The following is a 26043-nucleotide window of genomic DNA, read 5'->3' on the forward strand; positions in this document are numbered from 1 at the left end:
CATCACGCCGTGGACCGCACGTCCACCCGGACCTCGGGCACCGGATCCAGCCCCGAGGCCTCCAGCCGGGACCGCACTCCGTCGGCGACCCAGTTCTGCAGATCGGCGGTGTCCCGCAGGGCCGTCTGCACCGCCACCCGCACCGTCCGGTCCCCCGCGGTCGCGGAGGCCGAGGACACCCCGTCGATGTGTTCACAGGTCGCTGCCGCGAGCCGGGCCGTTCCACGGCGCGAGATCACCGCGGCGGCGCCGCCCGAACCGGAAACGGCCGCGTCCTGAACACCGGAGCTGCGCGCCGGCATGCGCACCGGCAGGGTGCGGTAACCGCCGGGAATCAGTCCGCAGAGCAGCAGGACCAGCCCGAGGACGGCCAGGGACGCGCCCACGATCCAGGCCGCCGGCTCGTTCCACATGGTCTCCGACGCCTCCCGCGTGCCGCTGCGCAGGACCTGCGGCCAGCGGCCCTGGAGGAGCCGTTCCACGGCCACCCAGCACAGCGCCACCGCCAGGGCCAGCAGCAGGAGCGAGGTGATCAGCGCCGGGAGGGTCCGGCTGGGGCGCCGGCGGAGGTTCAGCTGCCCCGGCGCCTCCGCGCTCACTGCAGCCTCCGGCGCGGGCCGTCCGCACGCGGCGGCTGGAGCCAGCGGATCAGGATGTCCACCTGCCGCACCTCGACGCCGGTCAGCTCCCCGATCCGGGCGGTCAGGCGGCCGCGCAGCCGGTCAGCCTCGGCCCGCAGCGGCACCGGATACGGCATGCCCACCTCCACCTGCAGGCTGGCGATGTTGCCGGCCAGCTCCACGGAGGTCTTTGGCCGCGCGGAGAGGTCCGCCGCGGAGCCGAAGCCCATGAACCCGCCGCTTCCGCCGCCGGCGGCGGTCTCATCCGCGGTGACCTGCCCCGCGATCTTCTCCAGCACCTGGCGGGCCATCCGTGTGGCTCCCCGTTCCTCGACCGGGCGCGGCCTGCGCGGCGCCTGGGCCGTCATCTGCTCGACGCCCTGCCGAACAGGGACTGCAGGTCCAGCCGCCCGTCCGCCGCCAGCCCGACGAGCAGCCCGATCAGTCCAAACAGGATGGTCAGCAGGAACGCCAGCCATCCCCCGAAGGCCAGGACGATTCCCAGCACCAGGCCGACGGCCAGGCACCAACGCGTTGCGGACATGGCATTTCTCCTATCGTTGCTTTCGAATCCGGTGCCCGGGCTCCTATTCGAGACGGGTGGAGCCCTGCCGGCTGTCGTCGCCGCTGCCGCCGTCGTCGTCGTCCTGGGGCAGGTGCACGTCCGAGACGTTGACGTTGACCTCCAGGACCTCCAGCCCGGTGGCGTTCTCCACGGAACGGATCACGTTGCGGCGGATGGCCTGGCTGACCTCGACGATGGAGTATCCGTATTCCACGACGATGCTCACGTCGACCGCCGCCTGGCGTTCGCCCTTTTCGACGCTGACGCCGTTGGCCACATTGGTCTGCGACCCGGGGATGCGCTCGGTCATGGCGCTGAGGGCACGGCGGGCACCGCCGCCCATCGCGGCGACACCGGGCACTTCCCGGGTGGCGATGCCGGCCAGCTTCTGCACCACCGTCTCCTCGATCGTGGTGTCACCGCGCGGGGTATGCAGCGGCCCGGACACCCGCTGGGATTCCTGCGGCGGGACATCGGTTTCCACCGGGTTCTTCTGCTCGGCGGCCACGGATCCCGCCTGGTTCCTCGACACATCGGCCATGGAACTCATCTCCTGCCTGTTCGTCGCACCTTGACGTCCTTAAAGACGCACGCCGCGGGGCTTCGTCACGGCCGGCGCGTGAACTTGCCGTTAATGCCCGACGACGGCGCACCCGCTATTCCTCCCCCGTGGCGGCGGTGGGAAAATCGGTCCTGAACGGCACCGGCCGTTCGGACGGGGGTTCGACGTGACCGTTGCCCGCCGGCCGGAGCACCCCGGCGCCCCGGCTGCTTTCACCGCCCTGGAGGAGGCGGCCGTCGTCGCCCTGGCCCAGGCCGGCGACGCCGCCGCCTTCGAGTTCCTGGTCCTGGCCTACCGGGGCCGGATCCACCGCCTGGCGCTGCGGATGCTGGGCGACGCCGGTGAAGCCGAAGACGTGATGCAGGAGACGCTCGCCGCCGGCTGGCGTGCCCTGCCCCTGCTGGAAACGCCCGGCGCCTTCGGCGGGTGGCTGTACCGCACCGCCGCCAACAAGTCCCGGGACGTGCTGCGCCGCCGCAGCTCCCATCCCGAGGAGGCGGTCGACGCGGCGGACCTGGGCAGCGCCCTCATCGGATCCGGGCAGCCGGACATGGATCCCCACCGCACCGCCGAGACAGCGGCGGAACTGCTGGACCTGGCCGTTGCCCTGCGGGCGCTGCCGGAGGATCTGCGCTCGTGCTGGCTGCTGCGTGAGCTCCACGAGCAGAGCTACCGGGAGATCGGCAGCGCGCTGCACATCAGTCCGCACGCCGTGCGGGGCAGGCTGGCCCGGGCCCGGGAAAAACTCGCCGAAGCCATGGTCGCCTGGCGGTGACCGCACGGCGCGGGCGGCGGCTGCCCCTGTGCGCGGCCCGCCGGGGTCGGCGCCGCTGTGTGACCTGCCCTGTGTGACCTGCCCTGGGCCCGCACGGTTGCCCTCGCCTGTGACGGACAGCATAATGAGACCACCAGTTTTCAAATTCGCGGTCTTAAATTCCACACTGTGAAAGTAGGTGTTCCGGTCGGAACCGGAGCGCCTGCCACCACAGCCCCAGCTGAACCTCCGGCCCGCTGCACGGTCCCGGAGCCCCAGCCCCATCCAAGGAGGAACACGCATGGCCATCGAGACAACCGACCTTCGGCCCGCCGACGGCGCGGATCAGATCCTCACTGAAGAGGCGCTGGCCTTCGTGGAGGAGCTGCACCGCCGCTTCGGGGGCACCCGGGACGAGCTGCTGGCGGCCCGCGGCCGGCGCCGCGCCGACGTAGCCGCCACCGGCAAGCTGGACTTCCTGCCCGAAACCGCCGAGGTTCGCAGCGGGGACTGGAAGGTGGCCGAGGCCCCGGCCGCACTGCAGGACCGCCGGGTGGAGATGACCGGGCCGGCCTCGCCCGCGAAGATGGCGATCAACGCGCTGAACTCCGGCGCCCGGGTGTGGCTCGCCGACCTTGAGGACGCCGCCACCCCCACCTGGCACAACGCCGTCGACTCCCAGGTCAACCTCTACCGGGCCGCACGGGGTGACCTGTCCTTCACCTCGTCCGACGGCAAGGAATACGCGCTGCGCACCGACGCGCCGCTCGCCGTCGTCGTCATGCGCCCGCGCGGCTGGCACCTGCCCGAGAAGCACATCAGCGTGGACGGCCGGGAGGGCATCGGCGCGCTGGTGGACTTCGGCCTGCACTTCTTCCACAACGCCGCCCGCCTGCTGGAGAACGGGCAGGGGCCGTACTACTACCTGCCGAAGATGGAAAGCCACCTTGAGGCCCGCCTGTGGAACGACATTTTCACCTTCTCCGAGGAGTACGTCGGCGTGCCCCACGGTTCGGTCCGCGCGACCGTCCTGATCGAGACCATCCCGGCCGCGTTCGAGATGGAGGAGATTCTCTGGGAGCTGCGCGACCACGCCTCAGGGCTCAACGCCGGCCGCTGGGACTACCTGTTCAGCATCATCAAGTACTTCCGCGATGCCGGAAAGGATTTCCTGCTGCCGGACCGGGCCGACGTGACCATGACCGCGCCCTTCATGCGCGCCTACACGGAGCTGCTGGTGAAGACCTGCCACCGCCGCGGCGCCTTCGCCATGGGCGGCATGGCCGCCTTCATTCCCAACCGCAGGGAACCCGAGGTGACCGCCGCCGCCATCGAGAAGGTCAAGGCGGACAAGACCCGCGAGGCCACCGACGGGTTCGACGGTTCCTGGGTGGCCCACCCGGACCTGGTCTCCACCTGCCTGGAGGTGTTCGACGGCGTGCTGGGCGAGAAGCCGAACCAGGTGGATCGGCTGCGCGAGGACGTGTCCGTCACCGCGCGGGACCTGCTCGACGTCACCACCGCTGAGGGCTCGATCACGGAAGCGGGCCTCCGCTCCAACCTGTATGTGGCAGTGGCGTACACCGCCGTCTGGCTTTCGGGCAACGGCGCGGTGGCCATCCACAACCTGATGGAGGACGCCGCCACCGCCGAAATCTCCCGTTCCCAGGTCTGGCAGCAGGTGCGCAACGCCGTGGTGCTCGAAGACACCGGGGAGACCGTCACCGAAGACCTCGTCCGGCGCCTGCTGGCGGAGGAGACCGAGCGGCTGCGCGGCGAAGTGTCCGAGGAGATGTTCAGCCGGTACTACGAGCCGGCCAGCCGGCTCATCGGGTCCATCAGCCTCTCCGAGGACTACCCGGACTTCCTGACCCTGCCGGCCTACGAACTGATCGATTGAACCGCGCGGCCGGCCCGGGCACGCAGGCGGGCCAGCCCGCGCAGCCAGCGCGGCGGTCCGGCGGCCTGCTCCCTTTCCGGGGGCAGGTAGCCGGCCCCCCAGCGGCTGATCGCCGCGTAGGCGTCCGCCCGTACCGGCGGCAGCGACAGGAAGACATCGTGCATCGCGCCCGGGACGCGGATGATGGTGACGGTGTTGCCCAGCGACAAGGCCCGGTGCGCCACCACGTTCACGTCCAGGGCGACGTCGGAAGTGCGAACCTCGGGCGACCAGCGCGGCTGCAGGTAGCTGCGGCTGGAGAGCAGGACCAGGACGGGCAGGTCCAGGTGCAGGCCCCGGGCCACCGCCGCCTGGCCGCGGAACACCGCGTGGATGAACGCCGTCGTCGCCGTGAAGCCGCGGACCGGCCGCCACTGCGTGTTGTAATGCCATTCCCCGCCGAAAGCCGATGAAACGGCCCGGGAGTAGTTCCCCGAGTCCACGGCGGGCAGGGTCCCGCGTGGATTCCGGGCAGCCTCCAGGTTGATGAGCGGGCTGATCGCCCGGCGTCCCAGCTCGGCGCCCTGGAACTCCAGCCAGGGACTGTTGAGGATCAGCGCTGCTGCCCGGCCCGGATGACGGGCCGCCCACAGGCTCAGCGTGAGGCCCCCGGTGGAATGGCCCAGCAGCACCAGCGGCAGGTCCGCCGCGGCCTCCGGCCCGCCGGCACCGACCGGAGGTCCGGCTGCCCGCCCCCGGCCCGGATCGCTGCGGCCCATGGCCTGCAGCGCCGCGGCGATGTCGGCGTCGTATTCGGCCAGGTCGGTGACGAAGCCGGGGGTGTCCCCGGGCCGGAGGCTACGCCCGTAGTTGTGCAGATCCAGGGCGAAGAACCGCGCGCCGGCGTCGACCCAGTACTGTGCCAGTTCCTTCTGGAAGAAGTAGTCCGACCAGCCGTGCACGTACAGGACGTCCATCCGCGGGGTTCGGGTGTCCTCCGGATCCGGCTGCCGGCGCACCAGCGTCGCGATCCGATCCTCTGGAAGGTGCAGGGTCAGCTGCTCGAAGCCGGGGCCGAGGATGTCGGGCCGCCAGCGGGCAGGCTCAGCCGCAGGCTGCGCGGCGGTGGCCGGCGGGGCGGCGGGACGGGGTCCTGCAGTCCTGCGGTTGGCCATGCCTCCATTGCAGCACGCAGCCGGGCAGGCACCAAAGGACGCCGGGCACGTTTCCGGTGAGGCGCCCGCAATGCGCCGTTCCGGTTTGGCAAGATGGTCCGATGGACTCCACTTCGCGGACCACGCAGCCGCTGCCCGAGAAAGAGGCCGCGGCGCTCGCCCGGGCCCTGGACGCCGGGGACGTGACGGTCTTTGTCGACGGAACGGCACTGCGGCTGCCGCCGGAGGCCCGTGACGCCGTGCTCGACCTGCTGGCGCGGCTCGCCCGCGGGGCCGCCGTAACCGTCGCCGACGCACATGCCGGCAGGAGCCTGGAAAACGCCGGCGCCCGGCCCGCCGCACAGGCCGCAGCCGTGCCCTCTCCCCTGCTGACGACCTCGCAGGCTGCCGCCGCGGCGGGCATCTCGCACACCTACCTGCGCAACCTCACCGACGCCGGGATCATCCCGGTGGAATACCGGGGCTCGCACCGGCGCATCCGGATGGAGGACATCCAGGCATGGCTGGAGCAGCAGCGCCTCGCGAAGGAAGCCCGGCAGGCCCCGGGCCGGGCCGTGACGGGAGCCGACTGACCGGCTCCTGCCGAAGGGACCCCGCGCAGCGCGGTTCCGGCCTGATGGCTCCCGGGCCTGCGGCGACCTATGCTGGTCTGACGGGCGTGATCCGCCCCACATTTGTCGACCAATGGAGGTCTCGTGATCATCGGCGTCCCCAGGGAAATCAAGAACAACGAATACCGGGTGGCCATCACGGCCTCGGGAGTGCATGAACTTACCACCCGCAGACATAGGGTGCTGATCGAGTCGGGAGCCGGGGCGGGGTCCCAGATCAGCGACGGGGAATACGCCGCGGCCGGCGCGGAGATCGCGGAAACAGCCGATGACGTCTGGTCCCGTTCCGCCATGGTGCTGAAGGTCAAGGAACCGGTGGCCTCGGAGTACCGCCACTTCCGGCCCGGCCTCGTGCTGTTCGCCTACCTGCACCTCGCTGCCGAGCCGGAGCTGACCCGGGCCCTGCTCGACGCGGGCGTCACCGCCGTCGCCTATGAGACCGTGCAGACGGGCCGCACGCTTCCCCTCCTGGCACCCATGTCGGAGGTGGCCGGGCGGCTCTCCGTGCAGGTGGGCGCGCAGTGCCTCACCCGTCCTGCCGGCGGTCCGGGACTGCTGCTGGGCGGGGTGCCCGGTGTCCGTCCGGCCAAGGTCGTGGTCCTGGGCGCCGGGGTGGCCGGCACCAACGCCGTCGCCGGAGCCGTGGGCGCCCACGCCGACGTCACGGTGCTGGACATCAACATTGCCCGGCTGCGCGAGCTGGACGCCCAGTACGCCGGGCGTATCAAGACCGTCGCGTCCAACGCCTTTGAGATTGAACGGGCCCTGCTGGACGCCGACCTGGTCATCGGCTCCGTCCTGATCCCGGGCGCCCGCGCCCCCAAGCTGGTCACCAACGCCCTGGTCGCCCGGATGAAGCCGGGTAGCGTGCTCGTGGACATCGCGGTCGACCAGGGCGGCTGCTTCGAGGACAGCCACCCGACCACGCACGAGGACCCGACGTTCCGGGTCCATGACTCCCTGTTCTACTGCGTGGCAAACATGCCCGGCGCGGTTCCCAACACCTCCACCTACGCGCTGACCAACGTCACGCTGCCATACGCCGTCGCCCTCGCCGACAAGGGCGTCCCGGCCGCCTTCGAGGCGGACCCGGCGCTGGCCCAGGGGCTGAACACCGCGGACGGGCAGGTCATGCACCACTCGGTGTCCGAAGCCCACGGCCTCGAACTGGCCCACTGGAAGCAGCTGCTCCCGGCATAGGGCCGTGGTGCGCAGGAGGTGCGGGCTGCGGCGCCCGCGCCCCTACGCGTTCTCGAAGTGGGTCTGCGCCGGGGCTCCGTTGTACCGCTGGACGACTTCCGCGGCGATCTCCCGCAGCTTCAGGTTCCGCGCATTGGAGGCCCGGCGGAGGACATCGAATGCTTCCTGCTGTCCGCAGCGGTTCTGGCCCATGACGATGCCGACCGCGAGGTCGATGTCGGTCCGGGAGGCCAGCACGGCCTGGAGGTCGGCGACCGTGCCCACCTGCGTCGCCATCCGCACCGCGAGTTTCAGGGCCTGCGAGGCCTGCTCCGCGTAGGCGCGGGCCGCGTGCCGGAACCGGTGATCAAAGAACCCCGGTTCCGTCGCGTACAGATTGAGCGCCGCCCTGGCCCGGCCCTCAAGGGCCAACGGCAGGCTGAAGACCGAGCGCACCCCCAGCGTTGTGACGTGCGCGGTGTAGTTGCGCCAGCGGCTTTCGAGCACGGTATCCGCCACCAGCACCTCCTCGCCGGTCCGCAGCGCATGCAGGCAGGGACCGTCACCGAAGTCGTACTGGACCTCATCGAGGCCCTGGGCGGTGTCACTGCTGCTGGCCACGGTGTATTCCGCGGCTACCGCGCGCTGCAGGGTGATGCCGCAGTACACGGTGCCCCGGCAGGAGAAACCCGATGCGCTCAGGCGGGCCAGCTCCTGCAGGAACCCGATCACGTCGGCAGAATCCACCAGCAGGTCCTGCAGCGCCGCCGCGGCCGCCTGGCGGGCCTCCCCGTCCTTCTCCGATGAGGGCAGGGCCCGATCACGCGCGTTGGAATCCATCATGATCAGCAGGCCTTCCCGCGGACCATCAGGGTCCAGAATTGGTGTCAGGAAAGAATGATCATACGATAAGCACCGGTCAAGACGCGGCCGTGGTTCCTGCCTGCTGCAGAGGAAGCACCCTTGACGCGTTTATCAGCCCCCATCCCCGCCCCGTCCGCCCCCGGGCAACCATGAAGCCGCCGTATCCGGTGGGCTATTCCCCGCGCCTGCTCTCGGCGGCCGCCTACGTAGCCGCCGCCGCTGAGGAGCGATGCAGTGCCGCGCCGGCACTGGCCCCGGAGGATGAGATTCTCCTGCGCTCCGAACTGATCGGCATCATCCGACGCCTCGCCGCGGATCCCCTTCCGACGCCGGAGCCACCCGGCCGCGGGCCGGCCGACGATACCCGGATGTGAGGAAGGACCCGCCGCAGGGGGATACGGCAGGTCCTTCCGTGGCGGGGGCTTGGCCGGCACCCCGCCGCTGCGCTGCGTGGGTCGGATCCCAGCACGGCCGGCCGACGCAGCGCAAGTCTTGAAATCCTGGGTTACACCGCAGGCCTGGTGCCGAAGCAGGGGCCCGGGTTCCATGGTCTTTTGCTTGCTTGCCTATTCACTTTTCAGGTGCCCGCCCTACGTCTGCCGGCTCCGCGGCGGACTACTCCCAGAGGCCGTCCGCCCAGGCCGCATCCCGCAGATAGCTCCGTGCCGAGGCGACATCCCACAGTTCGCCGCGCGATGCCACCATTCCCATTTCACACATATCAAGCACCTGGTCTTCGGAACAGCCGAGAGCCGTTCCGAGATCGCCGGTGTCGGCTGCGAGGACTACGTCTTCCTGCTCCCCCATGGTGATACTGCCCCTTTCAGTGGTTTCCCCCGACCCACGCGGGGCTAGCGCTTGTCCAGCAGCATGGCTTCCCGTTCAGGGCTCCAGGTCCGCGCATAGAGGCCCATGGCGGCTTCTTCCCTCAGCGACAGGCCCAGCCGGTTCAGCAGCATGTGCGCCTGGTACACCGTCAGATGCTGTGCGCTCCTGCTGATCCGGGCCTTGTCCGCACGGTAAAGGTACGTGTCCATGGCCCGGAACCAGCGCCGCCGCCAGTTCTCCACGGCCGACTCGGCTGCGGTCGCGGCCATCAGCCGGTGGGTGGGCATGATCTTGGCACCGACCTGCACCGTCATCGCCTGCCGCATTCCGGCGGCCCGGGGACCCAGGCCGGCAGTGCAGCTGCGCAGGTGGCTGTCCCAGTAGTACTCCCAGGAGAGGCGCCGCCGATCCGGCCAGCTTGAGGCCCGGGGGCCCTTCATCATGCTGCGCGCGGAATCGAAAAGCAGCAGGGATCCGAGCGCCCAGCGGTTCTGCACCTTCGGGAACCGTGCTGTCGCCCAGCAGGCGAGGTCGGAGGAAAGCTCGAAGACCTCCTCCGCCAGGGCCAGGCCCTCCACCCCGCCGTACTTGGCGAGGTCGGCCTCGACCCGGGGGTCCTGGGGCTCCATGCCGCCCGGACCCAGCCGGTCCATGGCCGGCTCAGTGAACTCGTGCGAGACGTCAAGGTGCCCGATGACTCCGCTGGCCCGCTCCTGCAGGGCCGCGAGGAGCGACTGCAGCCGGTCCATGGTCTCCCGGCCGGCCAGCACCCGGAGCCGGACATGAGCATTGCCCGGCTCCGAGCACCTGGTGTAGAACCACCGTTGGGCGCCCCACACCTGAGCCTGCGCCGCCAGCGGGGTAACCAGTTCTCCAATGATGCCGTCCGCTACATCGAATCCCCCGGTATAGATGGAAAGGGTCCACCAATGAGTGCCTGTCTGTGTCCGCGAGGCTGATCGAACTGCAGCTAGCTGACTCATGGCGTCTTCCCTCCGGGTAAACCTGGCTACCGCCGCTGGGGCGAGTCTTTACCTGCTAAAAAACAAAAACTGTTCCCCCAAAAGAGGGGACCAGCCTAGAACCACTCCCAGCTCTTGGAGCCGGCGGCGCTGATGCGAATCCTGTTCATGTGATTTCCCCTCATTTTGCAGCCCCCTGAGAGTGGGGCCGGTGCCTTGATTGACTCCGAAAGCTTCCCGCGCAGGGAAGACCAGTGTCCACCCCTTCCCACTGCCCTCTTGCGGACATGACAGGAACAGGAACTGGACATCCAGAGGGAAAACGGCTCCGCCGCGGATGATGGTCCGACACGGCGGCGAATCCGGGGCGCAGAAGGGAAAAGCGCAATGTTTCCGATAGCTGTCAGCATCCGGACATGGCAGGGTTTTCACAAGCAGTCGGGTTCCTGAATGTTCGCCGGGAGCCTTCTGCGCACCGAATGGGAGGCTTCCGGATAGGGTTACAGAGAAGTGCCGGGGGGAGGGCAGGAAAGGAGCAGTTGTGCTGGATCAGGTATCGCTCGACGTGTACCGGTTCGCGGTGAGCCATCCCGGATGGAGCGTACCGCAGGCGTCCGAGGCGCTGGGGTTCACCTCCAAGGCGATCGAGTCCGCCATCGATGTGCTCCGGACCCGGTGCCTCCTGGTGGAGCAGCCCGACGGCGTGGGCCTGAGCGCGGTCTCCCCCGACGTTGCCCTGGCTGAGCTGGTGGATCCGGACGAGCGCGCCCTGCTGGAGCTGCGCTCGCGTATCGCCGAGCGCCGACGGGAACTCACCAGCCTTGTTCCGGCCTTCCTGGAGGCGCGCCGCCAGGTGAGTGAGGATGCCTCGGTCGAGGTCCTTGAAGACCCCGAACAGGTCCAGCGCGTGCTGATCGAGTACGGCCGCTCCGTTTCCGACCGGGTGCTGATCGCCCGGCCCGGCCAGGGCTCCAGCGCGGACTTCCAGGAGGAGAGCGTCCAGAAGGACGTCGAGCTGCTCCAGCAGGGCGTCCTGCGCAAGACCCTCTACCAGTCGAGCACCCGGGACCATGTCCCTACCCGCAAGGCCGTCGAAGCCATCACGGCAGCCGGCGGGGAGTTCCGCGTCCTGCCGTACCTGCCGGTGCGGGCACTGATCTTTGACGACAAGGTCGGCGTGCTGGCCCGCCAGCTCCACCCCGAGGACCGGGCAGGGCTGGTGATCCGGGATCCGAACCTGGTGCATGCCATGACGCATCTTTTCGAGTTCGCCTGGGGCCTGGCCGAACCGTTCCTGGCGGAGCAGGCCAGCGGGGCCGCGCTCAACAGCACCCAGCGATCCGTGCTGCGCGGGCTGGCCTCCGGCGCCTCGGATGAAGTCATCGCGCGGCGGCTGGGCATCAGCGTCAGGACCTGCCGGCGGCACATCGCCTGGATGCTCGAGGAGCTCGGAGCAGAGAGCCGCTTCCAGGCGGGAATCAAGGCGCATCGGGTCGGCTGGATCTAAGCTGCACGGCAGAGCCGGGCCGGACGGCAGGATGCGCCCGCGCCGCGGCCGGCATGGCACCGAGAGGTCAACAGGCGGTGCCTGCGGGTGAACCGCGGGAACTATCATGTGGGAATGACTTCGTCGACGAACGCATCGGAATCCGTGGAGCTGGCCGCCGAGACCGAGGTGGCCCTGGAACGGGCGGAGGCAGCCCACCGGCATGAGCAGCTGTTCTCGCAGCGCGCACACCACATCAAGCAGTCCGCGGTCCGCGACGTCTTCGACATCTCCATCCGGCCCGGGCTCATCTCCCTGGCCGGCGGCAGCCCGTACCTGCGCTCCCTGCCCCTTGACGACCTGGCCGCCACGGCCGCGGACCTCATCCGCGGGCATGGCCTGGAAGCGCTCCAGTACGGCGGCGGCCGCGGAACGGACGAGCTGCGCAGGCTCGCCTGCGAGATCATGGCCGAGGAGGGCATCACCGATGCCGATCCCGAGGACGTCGTCATCACCACCGGTTCGCAGGCGGCGCAGGACGTGGCGGGGAAGGTCTTCTGCGATCCCGGCGACGTCGTGCTCTGCGAGGACCCCACCTATGTGGGTGCGCTGAACTCCTTCGAGGCCTACCAGGTGGACCTGCAGCCGGTGGAGACCGACGCCGAGGGGCTCGTTCCGGAGCGCCTGGCGGAGCGGATCCGGGAGCTGGAAGCCGCCGGACGGCGCATCAAGCTCCTGTACACGATCCCCAGCTTCAACAACCCCAGCGGCATCACCATGACCGCCGGACGACGGCAGCAGATCGTGGACATCTGCCGGGACCACGGCATCCTCGTCCTCGAGGACAACCCCTACGGACTGCTCCGGTTCGACGGCCATCCGCTGGCGCCGATGCGGGCGGGCAACCCCGACGACGTGCTGTACCTCGGCTCGTTCTCCAAGATCTTTGCCCCCGGGGTCCGGCTGGGCTGGGCCCTGGTGCCGCGGCACCTGTTCCGCCGCTTCTACCTGGCCTGCGAGGCCGTGGTCCTGTGCCCGTCGCCGCTGAACCAGATGCTGGTGACCGCCTATTTCCGGGACTACGACTGGCGGGCGCAGCTGCAGGCCTCACGTGCCCTGTACGCGGAGCGCTGCGCCGCCATGCTGGCAGCCCTGAGCGGGCAGATGCCCCCGGGCGTGTCCTGGACGGAGCCCGACGGCGGGTTCTTCGTCTGGCTCACCCTCCCCGAGGGCGTGGACACCTATCCGCTGCTGGCCGAGGCCGTGGAGGCCGGCGTGGTATTCGTGCCCGGAGCCGCCTTCACGCCGTCGGACGAGCCCGCGTCCACGCTGCGCCTGGCGTTCTCCGGGGTCTCGCCCGAGGACATCGCCGAGGGCGTGCGCCGGCTGGCCCCGATCATCCGCCGCGCGGTGGACGCGGCCCCGGCCGGGCAGCCCTAGTCCAGCAGCAGCGCCGGCTCCTCCAGGATGGCCGCGACGTCGGCCATGAACCGGGCGGAAAGGTCCCCGTCCACCACCCGGTGGTCGAAGGATCCGCCCAAGGTGGTCACCCAGCGCGGCAGCACCTCGCCGTCGAGCACCCAGGGTTTCTGCTTGATCGTGCCGAAGGCGACGATGGCGACTTCGCCCGGGTTGATGATGGGCGTGCCGGTGTCGATGCCGAGAGCGCCGATGTTGGTGATGGTCAGCGTGCCGCCCTGCATGTCCGCCGGCTTGGTGCGTCCGGCGCGGGCCGTGGCGGCAAGCTCGTTCAAGGCCACCGCCAGTTCCTTCAGGGACAGGTCCTGCGCGTCCTTGATGTTGGGCACCATCAGCCCGCGCGGGGTGGCGGCGGCGATGCCCAGGTTCATGAAGTGCTTGACGTGGATTTCGTCGCCGGCCCAGGTGGCGTTGACCGAGGGGTTGCGGGCGGCGGCCCAGATCACGGCCTTGGCCAGGATCAGCAGCGGTGAAACCTTGATGCCCTCAAAGTCGCGGGAGGCCTTGAGCCGCTTGACGAACTCCATGGTGCGGGAGGCATCGACATCCACGAAGATGCTCACGTGCGGGGCGCTGAACGCACTCTGCACCATCGCCTTGGCCGTCGCCTTGCGCACCCCGCGCACCGGGACCCGCTCGATCCGGCGGCGCTTGGGCGTGCCAGCCGGGGTCCAGAAGGTGTCTGCGGCGTCCTGCTCGGATTCGCGCTGGGCCTGGTAACTGAGCAGATCCTGCTTCGTCACCTCTCCCCCGGCGCCGGTACCAGGCACCTCGGCCAGGTCGATGCCGAGGTCCTTGGCCGCTTTGCGGACCGGCGGCTTGGCCAGCACCCGCTGCAGCAGCTGGTTGACCCTGTCCTGCACGGCCGCCCCTGCCGCCGCCACCTGGGCCCCGGCGGCAGCCACCTGTGCCCGGGCCTCCGTACGGCGGCCGGCCGCGGCGGCCGTATCGGAGACTGCCGTATCGGGGACTGCCGTATCCGCGGCGCCGTCCACAGCCCCGGAAGCAGCGGCGTTGCGGCGCCGAGGCCGGCGCTTGACGGCGTCGGCCTTGGGTCCGGTGCCGGTCAGCGAGGAGGCCGGCTGCGCGTCGTCTGCCGCCGGTGCCGGAACCACCGGCGGAGTGGAGGGTTCGCCGGGCACCGCCGCGCCGCCGTCGGGCACGGTCCCGGCAGCCGCACCGTCCGGGCGGACGGCGATGATGGGCGTGCCGACGTCGACGGTCTCGCCCTCCTTCACCAGCAGGGAGCTGACGACGCCGGCGTGCGGGCTGGGCAGCTCCACCAGGGACTTGGCGGTCTCGATCTCCACGATCACGTCGTTGATGGACACCCGGTCGCCGGGCTTGACCTTCCACTGCACGATCTCGGCCTCGGTGAGGCCCTCGCCGACGTCGGGAAGGCTGAAGGTCTGGTCAGTCATGGTTCTCGTTTTCTGGCTGTGGAAGGGTGTCGGCGGCCGGCCGGAAGCTAGTAGGCGAAGGAGCGGTCCAGGGCGTCCAGCAGCTTGTCCAGGTCGGGCAGGTAGCTGTCCTCGACCTTGGCCACCGGGTAGGGCATGTGGAACCCGCCCACGCGCAGCACCGGGGCCTCCAGCGAGAGGAAGGCCCGCTCGGTGATCCGCGCGGCGATCTCGCCGCCGATCCCGCCAAAGGTCGGGGCCTCGTGCGCAATGATCAGCCGGCCGGTCCGGCGCACCGATTCGGTGAGCGTGTCGAAGTCGATCGGGGAGATGGAGCGCAGGTCCACCACCTCCACGCTGCGGCCGTCCTCGGCCGCGGCGTTGGCGGCCGCGAGGGCCACCGGGACCAGCGGCCCGTAGGCGGCGATCGTGGCGTCGGTGCCGCTGCGCAGCACCTGGGCGGTCCACGGGTCAGACGCGGGCGCGGAGGTGTCCACCTCGCCCTTGAGCCAGTAACGGCGCTTGGGTTCGAAGAAGATCACCGGATCGCTTCCGGTCATCGCCTGCCGGATCATCCAGTAGCCGTCCTGCGGACTGGACGGCGTGATGATGCGGACGCCGGCGGTGTGGGCGAAGAGGGCCTCGGGCGACTCGCTGTGGTGCTCAATGGACCCGATGCCGCCGCCGTAGGGAATGCGGATGACCACCGGGGCGGACAGCGCGCCGTCGCTGCGGGAGTGCATCTTGGCCAGCTGGGTGGTGATCTGGTTGAAGGCGGGGAACACGAACCCGTCGAACTGGATTTCGCAGACCGGCCGGTAGCCGCGCAGGGCCAGGCCGATGGCGGTGCCCACGATGCCGGACTCGGCCAGCGGCGTGTCCATGACCCGCTGCGGGCCGAACTCGGCGGACAGGCCCTCGGTGACGCGGTAGACGCCGCCCAGGGGGCCGATGTCCTCACCCATCAGCAGGGCCTTCGGATCCGCCGCCAGGCCGTCGCGCAGCCCGGCGTTGATGGCCTTGGCCAGGGTCATGGTGCGGACCATGCCCTCGGCGGGGACGGTCCGGACGTCGGCGCTCATGCGCGGGCCTCCTCGGGGTCGACGAAGCCGGCCTCGTACCGGCGGTGGAAGTCCAGCTCCTCCTGGACCAGGGGGTGGGCCTCGGCGTACACGTGGCGGAAGGCGTCCTCGAAGGAAGGCGCCTCCATGGCCTGGACGTCGCTGCGCAGGGCGGAGGCCATGGCGTCGCCTTCGGCGGCCAGCCGGGTGAACCAGGCGTCGTCGGCCAGGTCCGCCGCCCGCAGGTGCTTTTCCAGCCGGGACAGCGGGTCGCGGCCCACCCAGGCCTGCTCCTCCTCGCTGAGCCGGTACTTGGTGGGGTCATCCGCCGTGGTGTGGGCGCTCATGCGGTAGGTGAAGGCCTCGATCAGCACGGGCCCCGCCCCGGAACGGGCCTGCTCCAGGGCCCAGCGCGTGGCGGCGTGCACGGCGAGCACGTCGTTGCCGTCCACCCTCAGCCCCGGGAAGCCGTAGCCCTGTGCCCGCCGGGCGAGGGGCACGCGGGTCTGGACCTCGGTCGGCACCGAGATGGCCCAGTGGTTGTTCTGGCAGAAAAAGACCACCGGCGCGTTGTAGGAGGCGGCGAACACCATCGCCTCGTGAACGTCGCCTTCGGAGCTGGCGCCGTCGCCGAAGTAGGCCACCGTGGCCGCTTCGGGGACGGACGGGTCGGCGGCCCGGTCGCGGGCCATGCCCATGGCGTAGCCGACGGCGTGCGGAACCTGGGCGGCGAGCACCAGTGTGTACAGGTGGAAGTTGGTCTCCCTCGGATCCCAGCCGCCGTGGCTGATGCCGCGGAAGCGGCGCAGCAGGCTGGACAGCTGCAGGCCGCGGGTCAGCGCGACGCCGTGCTCACGGTAGGTGGGGAAGACGTAGTCGTCGGGTGCCAGCGCGTGGCCGGATCCGATCTGTGCGGCCTCCTGACCGGCCAGCGGCACCCACATGACCAGTTCGCCCTGGCGCTGCAGGGCGGTTGCTTCCTGGTCGAAGCGCCGGATCAGGTGCATGTCCCGGTACATGGCCCGGAGCCGGTCGCCGTCGAGCACGCCCAGGTAGGGCGCGAAGGCTTCGTCCCCGAGCAGCTCACCGTCCGGGGTCAGCAGCTGCAGCATCTGCGCGTCCGTCGTCTCCGCCGGCGCGTCGGGCAGGGGGGAATACTGCGTGTCCATGGGCCGCTCCTCGCCAAGGCCGGCTGACCGGCCCCCGCTAGAGATATGCCTCTGTCGGAATACATTCCCGATTCAGCATATATGTGGAAGGTTCTTCTCACAGCCTAGCGAGGGCCGGGAAGCGGCCCGTGTTGACTACCCGCTAGGAAACCCGCGGTCCTTTTGTATAGGTCGCACAGAGAGCGAGGAAGCGGCTGTTGGCTTCCTCCTCGCCGATGGTGACCCGGACGCCCTCGGCGCCGAAGGCCCGGACGGCCAGGGCCTGCTGTTCGGCCAGCACTGCAAACTCGGGAGTATTCTCGCCGAGGGCGAGCCACACGAAGTTGCCTTCAGCCTGCGGCACGAACCAGCCCAGCTCCTTCAGCCCGTTGACGACCCGGGTGCGCTCCTCGACCAGCGCTTGTGTCCTTTCCACAAGTTCATCGTGGTGGCGGAGGGAGGCGACGGCGGCGTGTTCGGCGATCTGGGAGACGGCGAAGGGGGTGGCGGTGATCCGCAGGTAGCGGGTGACTTCCGGGTGGGAGATGGAGTAGCCGACCCGCAGCCCGGCAAGGCCGGCGCCCTTGGAGAAGGTCCGCAGCACCACGACGTTGCGGTGCCGGCGGTAGACATCGACGCCGTCCACGGCGCCGGGATCGCGCACGAAGTCCTCGTACGCCTCGTCGATCACCACAATGACGTTGGCGGGGATTTTCGCGAGGAAATCTTCTACCTGGGCGGTGGTCAGCACCGGCCCGGTGGGGTTGTTGGGCGTGCACAGCAGGACCATCTTGGTGCGGTCGGTGACGGCCGCCGCCATCGCCTCCAGGTCGTGGGTGCCGTCTTCGTTCAGGGGCACCTGGACGCTGCGGGCTCCGGCCAGGCCGACGCTGATCGGGTAGGCCTCGAAGGAGCGCCAGGGGTAGACCACCTCGTCGGCGGTCCCGTCGTCGTTCCGGCCGGCGAAGGTGGAGAGCAGCTGGTTGAGGGCCCCAAGGCTGCCGGCCCCGGTGACGATGTCCTCGGCGGGAACGTCGAGGAACGCCGAGAGTTCGGCGCGCAGGACGCTGGCCAGCGGATCGGGATACCGGTTCACGCTTTCCTGCCCCCGGATGGCCTCCAGCACGGAGGGCAGCGGCGGGAAGTGGTTTTCGTTGGAGGAGAGCTTGTAGGCCTGCAGCCCATCAATCACTGCCGGCGGCTTGCCGGCCTTGTACTGCGGCAGCGCACCAACGACCGGGCGCGGCGTGATCTCGGGGGCTTCAACTCCGACGTCGTTGAAGTCGTTTTCGGTAGTGGTCATGGATTAAATGTAGTCCCCGCACCCTGCGGCCCGTGTCCTGTGTCACGTTCCTCGGCGGGTAGTGGACCACTGGATCGAACTACTGCTGCCGCAAAGACGTTTTGTTGTGCCAGCATGGGGTGCATGTTCCTTCTGCGGATTGTCGTCAATGCCTTGGCCCTGTGGGTTGCCGCCTGGCTGCTGCCGGGCATGGACATCACTGCCAGCAGCGGCCCGCTGACCGGCAACCCCACCGCCGACCTGATCATTGCGTACCTGTTCGTCGGCTTCATATTCGGGGTGGTCAACGCGCTGGTGCGCCCGGTGGTGAAGCTGCTCTCGCTGCCGCTGACCATCCTCACCCTGGGCCTGTTCACCGTGATCATCAACGCGGCCATGCTGATGCTCACGTCCTGGCTGTCCACCCATACCCCCATCCATCTGGAAATCACCGACTTTTTCTGGCAGGCGATCCTCGCGGCCCTGATCATCAGCTTCGTCTCCACCGTGCTCAGTGCGGTGACCGGCGGGCGCCGCTGACACTGTCCTTACTGAGGTCCCCGGCCGTCAGCGGCCGCCCAGTTTCTTATCTGCCGCGGGGGTGGGCCGGTCTTCCCCACGGCCCGCGGGCGGCATATCCCGCGGCTTCGGTGGGGGCTCCGCCGGGGGCGCCGGCTGTGGGCCCGGGCGAGGAGAGGGCTGAGGCCCGGGGCCCGAAGGGGGCTTTCGCGGCTCTGTCGGGACCGCTGCTGCGGGACGCGGAGGTGCGGGCGGCGGAACCCTGCGCGCCTCCACCCGAATCACTTTGGCCTGCCCCGCTGATCCGCCCGCGGTACCAAGAATGTTCCTGAGAATGGCCATGGAATCCTGAAGGGACTGCTCCGGCGCCGTTTCGACGACGCGGGCCGCTTCCTCGTAATTCTCCAGGCGGTGTCCGGGACCGAGTCCCTTACCCGCTCCCTCCGGCGTCGCCACGGGATCCTCCATAATGACGGTGGTGCGGTCAGGGGTGTCGGGGTTGGGGGTACCGTCGGAAGCAGGAACCCAGTCCTGACCGTGTTCCACATGCACCACCGTTACGCCCGTCGGAGTGTCGATGTCCCCTGTGGGAGCTCCGGCGGTCATGACGAACTGCACGTCGAATCCCTCGTCGAGCAGTGGCCCGGCGGCATTGGCGGCATGGATTCCTCCCTGGCTGTAGCCGTTGAGCACCACCGCGTCGTCGGCCGCCGCCCCGGCCTGCCGCAACGCATCGGCCACAAGCGCGGCAGTCCGGGTACTGCCGCGCGTGGTCGCCTCCGAAATGCCGGAAACGTCGAACAGTTCCCCCTCGGACTGGGTGCCTGGCAGCGTGACGATGAAGACCTTTCCTTCCGGCCCCTCATGCACAACGATCTCGAACACATCTCCCCTGGCCTCGTCCTGCAGGCTGCGGCTGCGGCCGACCAGGAAGGATGCGGCGCCGTCGACCTCCACGGTCTGCCCGGTGGGCCGGAGGACGGCGGCACGTTCCAGGCTGCCGACCTTCCCTCCCAGGAAGGTAAACACCTGGGCTGGAAGCGGGGAGCCCAGCAGAGTCTCGATTGCCTGGCCGTCCCGGGACGCGCCGGGAAGCCCCCACAGCCCAATAGCGGCGCCCAAAGAGGCGCCGGACCCGCCAAAGCGCAGCCTTCCCTCCGCCGCGAGGTAGTTCCTGACACTGGAAACCACGCCCCGGGCCGTGTCCTCTAGGCTTTCCGCCGCTGCCCGAAGGTCCTCGACGGCTTCTCCGGTCAGGGCAACGGCATGCAGCCGCGCGGCCAAAGCGTGGGCGGGAGCGGGCGATGCGAGCAGGGCGGCCTGCCGGTGCAGCTGCGCCGCCCTGTCACCGAGCTGCTCCGCCAGCCCTTGGATGCGATGTCCCGCGGCCTCAAGTTCCTCGTATTCGACCGTCAGGCCTCCCGTACCGCCTGTTACCCGGTAATCATCCATGCCCATCGCTCCTCCCGCCCGGCCTAGGCCGGGCCTTCCGCCAGGTGGGAGTAGGCCGCCACCGCAGCCGCGGCGGCGATGAGCGCATCCGCTGCCGCCCGCACCGATGCGACCGAATCCGCAAGCGCGTCCCGGAAGGCTTCCGCGGCCCCGGAATGCCAGCGCACGAAGCTCTCATCTGCAGCTCCGCCTGCAATCCGGTCAACGTCGGCTGCCGCGGCGTCCAGCTCCTGCGCCAGTTCCTCAACGCTTCCGTTGCCGCCGAGCAGGGAACCCTGCCCGACGTATGCCGCTCCCGAAAAGTCGTACACGCCCTCCCCCTCCATTGCGCCGCTGCGGAAACGCTACGGCGAGGCCAAGAGGACGGCTGTGGAGGGGCCAGCGCCGGGGATAGCCGCCGCCCTGGCACCCGCTGTGGAGGACAAGCGCCCCGCCCAGGAGGCGGGCCCGTCACGGAAGCAGGCGCCGTCGTCGTCCGTGGAAGAATTGTGGCCATGGCCGAAACTCCTGCTCCCACCTCCCGTGTGTCCCTCGCCTCCGTGGTCCCCGCCATCGCGCTGGGCCCGCTGGACGGCCGCTACCGCGCCGCCACCGCAGAGCTGGTGGACTACCTCTCCGAAGCCGCGCTGAACCGCGACCGGACCCATGTGGAGGTGGAGTGGCTGATCCATCTCACCGCCGGCTCGGTCCTTCCCGGTACCCGCCCGCTCACCGATGAACAGGTCGCGGGCCTGCGCGAAATCGTCGCCTCCTTTGACGGCAACTCCGTTACGGAGCTGGCCGAGATCGAGCGGCAGACCGTGCACGATGTGAAGGCCGTCGAGTACTTCATCGGCCGGCGGCTGCCCGCCCTGGGCCTGGAGCACCTGACACCCCTGGTGCACTTCGGCTGCACCTCGGAGGACATCAACAACCTCTCCTACGCCCTCGGCGTCAAGGGCGCCGTCGAGCAGGCGTGGCTGCCGGCCGCCCGCACGATGGTTGCACAGATCGCCGCGATGGCCGAGGAAAACCGGGACGTGCCCATGCTCTCCCGCACGCACGGCCAGCCCGCCACGCCCACCACCCTGGGCAAGGAACTCGCGGTCACCACGCACCGGCTCACCCGCCAGCTGGGCCGCATCGAACGCACCGAATACCTGGGCAAGATCAACGGCGCCACCGGAACCTACGCCGCGCACACCGTGGCCGCCCCGGGCGTGGACTGGCAGCAGGTGGCCCGCACCTTCGTGGAGCACCTGGGCCTGACCTGGAACCCGCTGACCACCCAGATCGAATCCCACGACTGGCAGGCGGAGCTCTACGCCGACATCGCCCGGTTCAACCGGATCCTGCACAACTTCTGCACCGACGTGTGGAGCTACATCTCGATCGGCTACTTCGCGCAGATCCCGGTGGCCGGCGCCACCGGCTCCTCCACCATGCCGCACAAGGTCAACCCGATCCGGTTCGAGAATGCCGAGGCGAACCTCGAGATCAGCAACGGCCTGCTGGACACCCTTGCCGCCACGCTGGTCACCTCCCGCTGGCAGCGCGACCTCACCGACTCCTCATCGCAGCGCAACATCGGCGTGGCCCTGGGCCACTCGATGCTGGCCATCTCCAACGTCGCCAAGGGCCTGGACCGGCTCGACGTCGCCGCGGACGTCCTGGCCGCGGACCTGGACACCAACTGGGAGGTGCTCGGGGAGGCCATCCAGATGGTCATGCGCGCCGAGGCGATCGCCGGCGTGCCGGGCATGGAGAACCCCTATGAGCGGCTGAAGGAACTGACCCGCGGCCACCGCGTGGACGCGGCCCGGATGCGGGAGTTCGTCTCCGGTCTGGGCCTGTCCGACGCCGCGCAGCAGCGGCTGCTGGACCTCACCCCCGGCGGCTACACCGGCATCGCCGACGCGCTGGTGGACCACCTGAAGAAGTAGGGCCGCACAGCCTGCTCCGACGACGGCGGCGGGCCGGATCCATTGGACCCGGCCCGCCGCCGTCGTTGTCGTATCAGCCGCCCGAAGCGCTACTCGGCCGCTGCCAGCTGGCCGCAGGCGCCGTCGATCTCCTTGCCCCGGGTGTCGCGCAGGGTGGTGGGAATGCCGGCGTCGTTCAGCCGGGCCACGAACTCGCGGGTGACGTCGGGATCGGAGGAGGTCCAGATGGAGCCGGGCGTGGGGTTCAGCGGAATCGGGTTCACGTGCACCCAGCCGCGGCCGCGGGAGTTCAGCTTTTTGGCCAGCAGATCGGCCCGCCAGGCGTGGTCGTTCATGTCCTTGATCAGCGCGTATTCGATGGACACGCGGCGTCCGGTGGCCCGGTAGTAGCCGTACGCGGCGTCGAGCGCCTCGTCCACCTTCCAGCGCGAGTTGACCGGAATGAGCTCATCGCGCAGCTCATCGTCCGGCGCATGCAGGCTCAGGGCGAAGGTGAACGGCAGCTTCTCATCCGCCAGTTTGTTGATCGCCGGCACCAGGCCCACGGTGGAGACCGTGATGCCGCGGGCGCTCATGCCCAGGCCCTCGGGGGCCTCGTCCACCATGCGGTGCACCGCGTTCATGACCCGCTTGTAGTTGGCCAGCGGCTCGCCCATGCCCATGAAGACAATGTTGGTGACCCGCTCGGCGTCGTGGCCGCCGTCGCGCCGCCCGCCGCCGAGCCCGCCTTCGGCGATGACCCGGTTGGCCTGGACGATCTGGTCCAGGATTTCGGCGGTGGACATGTTCCGGGTCAGCCCGGCCTGGCCGGTGGCGCAGAACGGGCAGTTCATGCCGCAGCCGCACTGGCTGGACACACAGAGGGTGACACGGCCCGGGTAGCGCATCAGCACCGACTCTACGAGCGAGCCGTCGAACAGGCGCCACAGGAACTTGATGGTGTCGCCGTTGTCGGTGGTCAGCCGCTTCACCTCGGTGAGCAGCTTCGGGAACATCGCCTCGACCAGCTCTGCGCGGCCGGCCTTGGGCAGGTCGCTCATCGCCTCGGGGTCGGTGGTGTAGTGCTGGAAGTAGTGCACCGACAGCTGCTTGGCGCGGAAGGCCGGCAGGCCCAGCTCCTTGAGCTTGTCCTGGCGCTCGGCCAGCGTCATGTCCGCCAGGTGCTTCGGCGGCTGGGACACGCGCGGCGAGGACTTGAACTGCAGCAGCGGCCGTCCGTCCGCGGCAGTCGCCTGCTGCCACCCTTCGGTGGCGGGGCGAACCTGGGCACGGTTGTTCGCGGGGGAAATGTTGGGGGAAGGCATCAGCACCTATTGTGGCACGCCTGTCCAATCGGCAGCAGAGGGTGTCGGGAACACCACAGTCGGGTCCCGCAGCGCGGCCCGTCATCCGTTGGAACGGAACCGTTGCCTGCCTGCCACGGGGCGGAAACACGGGGGTAACCGGCCGTGCCTAGGCTGGCCGAAAGCGGCCGGGATTGCCGGCCGCGCAGGGAACGCTGTACCGTCCCAACTGCCCCCGGGAGGCCCCCTTGTCCGGCTCCTTTGACGCGGCGCCTCCGCTGCGGCTGCGGAAAGTCCCCTGGTCCAACCCTGTCGGCGCAGACCTGCGGGCCGCGCAGCAGGCCGAGCTGGACGCCCGGTTCGGAACCGCCCGGCATGATCCGGCGCCGCCGTCCGAGCAGGACCATGAGGTCTTCTTCATCGCCTATGCCCGCTCCAACGGCCAGCCGCTGGGCTGCGGCGGGCTGCGCCGGGTCGATGAAACGACGGCGGAGGTCAAGCGGCTGTATGTCCTGCCCTACGCGCGCGGCTCCCGGGTGGCGACGTCGATCCTGGCCGCCCTTGAAGCCCACGCATGGCAGGCCGGGTACCGGACCGTGGCGGCCGAGGCCGGCTCCGCCCAGCCGGACGGCAAGCGGTTCTACGAGACGGCCGGATACCGGATGGTTCCGGGATACGGACCCTACGCCGGCGCCCCGGGGTCGGTCTGCTACGCCAAGGACATCGGAGCGGGACTGCGGGCCGTGCTGCCACACCCGCCGGGATAGGGCCGCGCAGCGGCCCCTTTTCGGGACGCCGCGCCATGTCTGGACAGCGAACCCCGCCCGCGCCGCGGCCCGCCCGCCGGCAGGCGACAGGCGGGCCGTCGGCAGGCGGCCGCTCAGTAGTCGACGCGGCTCTCGACTCCCCGCCAGGCCGTGAAGGGCGCCTGGGCGGCGTCGTCGGACAGGGCCATCCGGGTGACCTGCAGGGTGCGCTCCTCGACCGGTGTTTCGAAGTATTCGTAGAACTCGGCGTCGTCGAAGCCGGCCCGCGCGGCGTCATGCCGGTCTGCGGCGAAGACCACCCGGTCCAGGCGCGCCCAGAGCGAGGACGCCAGGCACATGGGGCAGGGCTCGCAGCTCGTGTAGAGCACCGCGCCGCTGAGGTCGAAGGTGCCCAGCGCTGCGCAGGCGTTGCGGATGGCGGTGACTTCCGCGTGCGCGGTGGGGTCGTTGTTGGCGGTGACGCGGTTCGCGCCGTCGAACGCCCGCCCGTCCGCGGTGACGATGACGGCTCCGAAGGGACCCCCGTTGTCGGCGACGTTGCGGGTGGCGAGGTCGACGGCCCGGGCGAGCCAGCGGGCTTCATCTCCGGTGCGGGTGGCGGTGTCGGCAGTATTCATGTGGGGCTCCCCGTGGTGCCGGCGCTCCGGTCCGGCGTGGACCGTGCGGATCTGCAGGTGGACGCCAGGTGGATAGCGCGGCCGTGCCGCGCCCGCCTTTGCACAGCGACAGTAACACCGCTTCCTCCCGCCGCCGAGGCCCGGCGAAGGATTGTGACAATCCTGCCGCCGTCAGGCCTGCCGGCCCTCCCCCACGTACCGGTCGCGGCCGGCTAGGAAACCGAAGACGGCGGCCGCGGCGCCGATGCCCAGGAACATCACGCCGGCCGGCACGAAGGAGCCGGTGGCCGCGTGGAGCTGGCCCACCAGCAGCGTTCCGGAGGACCCGACGCCGTATCCGATGCACTGCATCATTCCGGAAAGCCGCGCCGCGGTGTCCGCGCCGCGGGTGCGCAGCACGATCAGCGTCAGGGCCAGGGCGGTGAGGCTGCCCTGGCCGACGCCCAGCATCGCGGCCCAGAGCCAGATCAGCTGGACCGGCCCGAAGATGCACAGCGCGAAGCCGGCTCCGGTGAGCAGCGCGATGGCTGCGTTGAGCCAGCTTTGCCTCCGCAGCCTGGCGGCGAGCGGCGGGGCGAGGAACGAACCGCCCACCTGGACCACGATGGACGCCGCGACGACCCAGCCCGCAGTTCCGCCGTCAATGCCGCGGTCCCGCAGGATCGGTGCCAGCCAGGCGAAGACGCTGAAGGACATCATGGCCTGCAGGGCCATGAACGCGGTGATCTGCCAGGCGGTCGGCGAGCGCCAGACGGAGACGGGCGCCGCCGTCGCGGTGCCGGCCGGGACCGGCGGCCGCCCCAGCGCCAGCGGCGCGAAGACCAGCACGACGACGGCGGCCGGCAGCGCCCAGAACAGCAGCGCTCCCTGCCAGGAGCCGGTGGCCTGCAGCAGCGGCTGCGTGAAACCGGCGCCGAGCGCGGCTGCGGCGCAGATGGCGCCGGTGTAGAGCCCGCTCATCAGTCCCACGCGGTGCTGGAAGTCTCGCTTGACCAGGGTGGGAAGCAGGACGTTGACGACGCCGATCCCGGCCCCGGCGGCCGCGGTGCCCGCCAGCATGGCCGGGAAGGCACCCGTACCGCGCACGGCGAGCCCTGCGGCGAGGAGCAGCATGGCGGCCAGGATGATCCGTTCAATGCCGAAACGGCGGGCCAGCGGCGGCGCCGCGGGAGCGACCGCGCCCAGCAGCAGCACCGGCATCGTGGTCAGGACGGTCACCAGCGCGGCAGGCATGCCCGTGGCCGCGGTGATCTCGGCCAGGACAGCGGAGAAGCTGGAGAACACGGTGCGCAGGTTCAGCCCGATCAGCACGATGCACAAACCCAGGTAGAGCCCGCCCCGGCGGGCGACACCGCGGCGGGCGACGGCGGGGCGCCCGCCGGTCCGGGGCCCGGGTTCCGCGCTTTCGGGCGCACCGGGCGTGCCGTTTCCCGGCGCTGCCGGCCTCGAACCGGTATCTGCTGTTCTCACGCTGTCCTTTCCCCCGGGCATGGGCTGCCGGCGGGCTTTCAGGAGGACCACGCTAAGGCGGACGGCGGAGCCGGGCCAAAACGCGTCGGCTTCCCGCGTCACAGGGACGGAGTCCTCCGGCCACCGGGTTCGGGGGAAGGTAGCGGACCGGCGGCTGC

General features: G+C 70.1%; 27 protein-coding genes. 10 read left to right on the forward strand and 17 right to left on the reverse strand.

Annotated elements, in window-relative coordinates; all coding sequences use genetic code 11:
- Window positions 1-2: 2 nt before the first annotated feature.
- From AC5RUW_RS02175 to AC5RUW_RS02190, 4 genes are read right to left on the reverse strand one after another with little or no spacing between them, the layout of a single operon-like run.
- The gene (locus AC5RUW_RS02175) at window positions 3-599 is read right to left on the reverse strand and encodes a DUF6286 domain-containing protein (RefSeq protein WP_494159185.1); all 597 of its coding nucleotides are present in this window, start codon (window positions 597-599) and stop codon (window positions 3-5) included.
- Window positions 596-988 carry an Asp23/Gls24 family envelope stress response protein gene (locus tag AC5RUW_RS02180; RefSeq protein ID WP_494159186.1) on the reverse strand — a complete coding sequence of 131 codons (393 nt, stop codon included), beginning with the start codon at window positions 986-988 and terminating at the stop codon, window positions 596-598. The genes AC5RUW_RS02175 and AC5RUW_RS02180 overlap by 4 nt, the downstream gene beginning before the upstream one ends.
- Window positions 985-1164, reverse strand: a complete 180-nt coding sequence (locus AC5RUW_RS02185; protein WP_494006202.1) for a hypothetical protein — start codon at window positions 1162-1164, stop codon at window positions 985-987. The genes AC5RUW_RS02180 and AC5RUW_RS02185 overlap by 4 nt, the downstream gene beginning before the upstream one ends.
- 43 nt (window positions 1165-1207) lie before the next feature.
- The gene (locus AC5RUW_RS02190) at window positions 1208-1726 is read right to left on the reverse strand and encodes an Asp23/Gls24 family envelope stress response protein (RefSeq protein ID WP_494159546.1); all 519 of its coding nucleotides are present in this window, start codon (window positions 1724-1726) and stop codon (window positions 1208-1210) included.
- A gap of 187 nt (window positions 1727-1913) precedes the next feature.
- Here AC5RUW_RS02190 and AC5RUW_RS02195 point away from each other — a divergent pair, with 187 nt between their 5' ends.
- Together AC5RUW_RS02195 and aceB are read left to right on the forward strand one after the other, a co-directional pair.
- A complete protein-coding gene (locus tag AC5RUW_RS02195; RefSeq protein WP_494159187.1) occupies window positions 1914-2522 on the forward strand; it encodes an RNA polymerase sigma factor in 609 nt (202 codons plus the stop codon).
- A 280-nt stretch (window positions 2523-2802) separates the two neighbouring features.
- Window positions 2803-4401: a malate synthase A gene (gene aceB, locus AC5RUW_RS02200; protein WP_494159188.1), complete on the forward strand. Its 1599-nt coding sequence runs from the start codon at window positions 2803-2805 to the stop codon at window positions 4399-4401.
- On the opposite strand, the gene AC5RUW_RS02205 is transcribed toward aceB, so the two are convergent.
- The gene (locus AC5RUW_RS02205; RefSeq protein WP_494159189.1) at window positions 4383-5555 is read right to left on the reverse strand and encodes an alpha/beta hydrolase; all 1173 of its coding nucleotides are present in this window, start codon (window positions 5553-5555) and stop codon (window positions 4383-4385) included. The two genes, aceB and AC5RUW_RS02205, sit on opposite strands and share 19 nt — an antisense overlap.
- Window positions 5556-5656: 101 nt before the next feature.
- Between AC5RUW_RS02205 and AC5RUW_RS02210 the strand changes: the two genes are divergently transcribed.
- Entirely contained in the window at window positions 5657-6127 is a 471-nt protein-coding gene (locus tag AC5RUW_RS02210) for a helix-turn-helix domain-containing protein (protein ID WP_494159190.1), read from the forward strand.
- A gap of 123 nt (window positions 6128-6250) precedes the next feature.
- Window positions 6251-7366: an alanine dehydrogenase gene (gene ald, locus AC5RUW_RS02215; RefSeq protein WP_494159191.1), complete on the forward strand. Its 1116-nt coding sequence runs from the start codon at window positions 6251-6253 to the stop codon at window positions 7364-7366.
- Between the two features lie 42 nt (window positions 7367-7408).
- Here ald and AC5RUW_RS02220 read toward each other — a convergent pair whose 3' ends face one another.
- Complete coding sequence (locus AC5RUW_RS02220) at window positions 7409-8188, reverse strand: GAF and ANTAR domain-containing protein (RefSeq protein ID WP_494159192.1); 780 nt, start codon at window positions 8186-8188, stop codon at window positions 7409-7411.
- 170 nt (window positions 8189-8358) lie between these two features.
- On the opposite strand from AC5RUW_RS02220, the gene AC5RUW_RS02225 reads away from it, so the two are divergent.
- A complete protein-coding gene (locus tag AC5RUW_RS02225) occupies window positions 8359-8583 on the forward strand; it encodes a hypothetical protein (protein ID WP_494159193.1) in 225 nt (74 codons plus the stop codon).
- Window positions 8584-8824: 241 nt separating this feature from the next.
- Here the strand turns inward: AC5RUW_RS02225 and AC5RUW_RS02230 are convergent, their stop codons facing one another.
- Complete coding sequence (locus tag AC5RUW_RS02230; protein WP_494006211.1) at window positions 8825-9016, reverse strand: hypothetical protein; 192 nt, start codon at window positions 9014-9016, stop codon at window positions 8825-8827.
- Between the two features lie 44 nt (window positions 9017-9060).
- The gene (locus AC5RUW_RS02235; RefSeq protein WP_494159194.1) at window positions 9061-10020 is read right to left on the reverse strand and encodes a lantibiotic dehydratase C-terminal domain-containing protein; all 960 of its coding nucleotides are present in this window, start codon (window positions 10018-10020) and stop codon (window positions 9061-9063) included.
- Between the two features lie 520 nt (window positions 10021-10540).
- Between AC5RUW_RS02235 and AC5RUW_RS02240 the strand changes: the two genes are divergently transcribed.
- Together AC5RUW_RS02240 and AC5RUW_RS02245 are read left to right on the forward strand one after the other, a co-directional pair.
- A complete protein-coding gene (locus tag AC5RUW_RS02240) occupies window positions 10541-11506 on the forward strand; it encodes a helix-turn-helix transcriptional regulator (RefSeq protein ID WP_494159195.1) in 966 nt (321 codons plus the stop codon).
- Window positions 11507-11620: 114 nt separating this feature from the next.
- Entirely contained in the window at window positions 11621-12925 is a 1305-nt protein-coding gene (locus AC5RUW_RS02245) for an aminotransferase-like domain-containing protein (protein WP_494159196.1), read from the forward strand.
- On the opposite strand, the gene AC5RUW_RS02250 is transcribed toward AC5RUW_RS02245, so the two are convergent.
- The 4 genes from AC5RUW_RS02250 to AC5RUW_RS02265 form a co-directional block, all read right to left on the reverse strand.
- The gene (locus AC5RUW_RS02250) at window positions 12922-14385 is read right to left on the reverse strand and encodes a dihydrolipoamide acetyltransferase family protein (RefSeq protein WP_494159197.1); all 1464 of its coding nucleotides are present in this window, start codon (window positions 14383-14385) and stop codon (window positions 12922-12924) included. The two genes, AC5RUW_RS02245 and AC5RUW_RS02250, sit on opposite strands and share 4 nt — an antisense overlap.
- A 47-nt stretch (window positions 14386-14432) precedes the next feature.
- Window positions 14433-15446: an alpha-ketoacid dehydrogenase subunit beta gene (locus AC5RUW_RS02255; protein ID WP_494159198.1), complete on the reverse strand. Its 1014-nt coding sequence runs from the start codon at window positions 15444-15446 to the stop codon at window positions 14433-14435.
- On the reverse strand, window positions 15443-16594 hold the full coding sequence (gene pdhA, locus AC5RUW_RS02260; RefSeq protein ID WP_494159199.1) for a pyruvate dehydrogenase (acetyl-transferring) E1 component subunit alpha: 1152 nt from the start codon (window positions 16592-16594) through the stop codon (window positions 15443-15445). The genes AC5RUW_RS02255 and pdhA overlap by 4 nt, the downstream gene beginning before the upstream one ends.
- A gap of 142 nt (window positions 16595-16736) precedes the next feature.
- Complete coding sequence (locus AC5RUW_RS02265) at window positions 16737-17876, reverse strand: histidinol-phosphate transaminase (protein WP_494159200.1); 1140 nt, start codon at window positions 17874-17876, stop codon at window positions 16737-16739.
- Between the two features lie 114 nt (window positions 17877-17990).
- Between AC5RUW_RS02265 and AC5RUW_RS02270 the strand changes: the two genes are divergently transcribed.
- Window positions 17991-18395 carry a phage holin family protein gene (locus AC5RUW_RS02270; RefSeq protein WP_494159201.1) on the forward strand — a complete coding sequence of 135 codons (405 nt, stop codon included), beginning with the start codon at window positions 17991-17993 and terminating at the stop codon, window positions 18393-18395.
- A 27-nt stretch (window positions 18396-18422) separates the two neighbouring features.
- On the opposite strand, the gene AC5RUW_RS02275 is transcribed toward AC5RUW_RS02270, so the two are convergent.
- Both AC5RUW_RS02275 and AC5RUW_RS02280 read right to left on the reverse strand, forming a co-directional pair.
- Entirely contained in the window at window positions 18423-19826 is a 1404-nt protein-coding gene (locus tag AC5RUW_RS02275; RefSeq protein ID WP_494159202.1) for a hypothetical protein, read from the reverse strand.
- Between the two features lie 23 nt (window positions 19827-19849).
- Entirely contained in the window at window positions 19850-20137 is a 288-nt protein-coding gene (locus tag AC5RUW_RS02280; protein WP_494159203.1) for a hypothetical protein, read from the reverse strand.
- A 183-nt stretch (window positions 20138-20320) separates the two neighbouring features.
- Here AC5RUW_RS02280 and purB point away from each other — a divergent pair, with 183 nt between their 5' ends.
- Window positions 20321-21748 (forward strand): adenylosuccinate lyase, encoded by a 1428-nt coding sequence (gene purB, locus AC5RUW_RS02285; RefSeq protein ID WP_494159204.1) that lies wholly within the window; start codon window positions 20321-20323, stop codon window positions 21746-21748.
- 89 nt (window positions 21749-21837) lie between these two features.
- On the opposite strand, the gene rlmN is transcribed toward purB, so the two are convergent.
- Window positions 21838-23052: a dual-specificity RNA methyltransferase RlmN gene (gene rlmN / locus AC5RUW_RS02290; protein WP_494159205.1), complete on the reverse strand. Its 1215-nt coding sequence runs from the start codon at window positions 23050-23052 to the stop codon at window positions 21838-21840.
- A 227-nt stretch (window positions 23053-23279) separates the two neighbouring features.
- On the opposite strand from rlmN, the gene AC5RUW_RS02295 reads away from it, so the two are divergent.
- On the forward strand, window positions 23280-23798 hold the full coding sequence (locus AC5RUW_RS02295; RefSeq protein ID WP_494159206.1) for a GNAT family N-acetyltransferase: 519 nt from the start codon (window positions 23280-23282) through the stop codon (window positions 23796-23798).
- A 113-nt stretch (window positions 23799-23911) separates the two neighbouring features.
- On the opposite strand, the gene AC5RUW_RS02300 is transcribed toward AC5RUW_RS02295, so the two are convergent.
- Both AC5RUW_RS02300 and AC5RUW_RS02305 read right to left on the reverse strand, forming a co-directional pair.
- On the reverse strand, window positions 23912-24415 hold the full coding sequence (locus AC5RUW_RS02300; RefSeq protein WP_494159207.1) for a nucleoside deaminase: 504 nt from the start codon (window positions 24413-24415) through the stop codon (window positions 23912-23914).
- 171 nt (window positions 24416-24586) lie between these two features.
- Window positions 24587-25885 carry an MFS transporter gene (locus AC5RUW_RS02305; protein WP_494159208.1) on the reverse strand — a complete coding sequence of 433 codons (1299 nt, stop codon included), beginning with the start codon at window positions 25883-25885 and terminating at the stop codon, window positions 24587-24589.
- Window positions 25886-26043 lie beyond the last annotated feature (158 nt).

The organism is Arthrobacter sp. Y3222053, assembly GCF_059092805.1.

Coding starts and splice junctions, on each gene's coding strand:
- AC5RUW_RS02180 (WP_494159186.1), bottom strand. CDS start 988: ATGACGGCCCAGGCGCCGCGCAGGCCGCGCCCGGTCGAGGAACGGGGA.
- AC5RUW_RS02185 (WP_494006202.1), bottom strand. CDS start 1,164: ATGTCCGCAACGCGTTGGTGCCTGGCCGTCGGCCTGGTGCTGGGAATC.
- AC5RUW_RS02190 (WP_494159546.1), bottom strand. CDS start 1,726: ATGGCCGATGTGTCGAGGAACCAGGCGGGATCCGTGGCCGCCGAGCAG.
- aceB (WP_494159188.1), top strand. CDS start 2,803: ATGGCCATCGAGACAACCGACCTTCGGCCCGCCGACGGCGCGGATCAG.
- AC5RUW_RS02205 (WP_494159189.1), bottom strand. CDS start 5,555: ATGGCCAACCGCAGGACTGCAGGACCCCGTCCCGCCGCCCCGCCGGCC.
- AC5RUW_RS02210 (WP_494159190.1), top strand. CDS start 5,657: ATGGACTCCACTTCGCGGACCACGCAGCCGCTGCCCGAGAAAGAGGCC.
- AC5RUW_RS02220 (WP_494159192.1), bottom strand. CDS start 8,188: ATGATGGATTCCAACGCGCGTGATCGGGCCCTGCCCTCATCGGAGAAG.
- AC5RUW_RS02225 (WP_494159193.1), top strand. CDS start 8,359: ATGAAGCCGCCGTATCCGGTGGGCTATTCCCCGCGCCTGCTCTCGGCG.
- AC5RUW_RS02230 (WP_494006211.1), bottom strand. CDS start 9,016: ATGGGGGAGCAGGAAGACGTAGTCCTCGCAGCCGACACCGGCGATCTC.
- AC5RUW_RS02235 (WP_494159194.1), bottom strand. CDS start 10,020: ATGAGTCAGCTAGCTGCAGTTCGATCAGCCTCGCGGACACAGACAGGC.
- AC5RUW_RS02245 (WP_494159196.1), top strand. CDS start 11,621: ATGACTTCGTCGACGAACGCATCGGAATCCGTGGAGCTGGCCGCCGAG.
- AC5RUW_RS02250 (WP_494159197.1), bottom strand. CDS start 14,385: ATGACTGACCAGACCTTCAGCCTTCCCGACGTCGGCGAGGGCCTCACC.
- AC5RUW_RS02255 (WP_494159198.1), bottom strand. CDS start 15,446: ATGAGCGCCGACGTCCGGACCGTCCCCGCCGAGGGCATGGTCCGCACC.
- pdhA (WP_494159199.1), bottom strand. CDS start 16,594: ATGGACACGCAGTATTCCCCCCTGCCCGACGCGCCGGCGGAGACGACG.
- AC5RUW_RS02265 (WP_494159200.1), bottom strand. CDS start 17,876: ATGACCACTACCGAAAACGACTTCAACGACGTCGGAGTTGAAGCCCCC.
- AC5RUW_RS02270 (WP_494159201.1), top strand. CDS start 17,991: ATGGGGTGCATGTTCCTTCTGCGGATTGTCGTCAATGCCTTGGCCCTG.
- AC5RUW_RS02275 (WP_494159202.1), bottom strand. CDS start 19,826: ATGGATGATTACCGGGTAACAGGCGGTACGGGAGGCCTGACGGTCGAA.
- purB (WP_494159204.1), top strand. CDS start 20,321: ATGGCCGAAACTCCTGCTCCCACCTCCCGTGTGTCCCTCGCCTCCGTG.
- rlmN (WP_494159205.1), bottom strand. CDS start 23,052: ATGCCTTCCCCCAACATTTCCCCCGCGAACAACCGTGCCCAGGTTCGC.
- AC5RUW_RS02300 (WP_494159207.1), bottom strand. CDS start 24,415: ATGAATACTGCCGACACCGCCACCCGCACCGGAGATGAAGCCCGCTGG.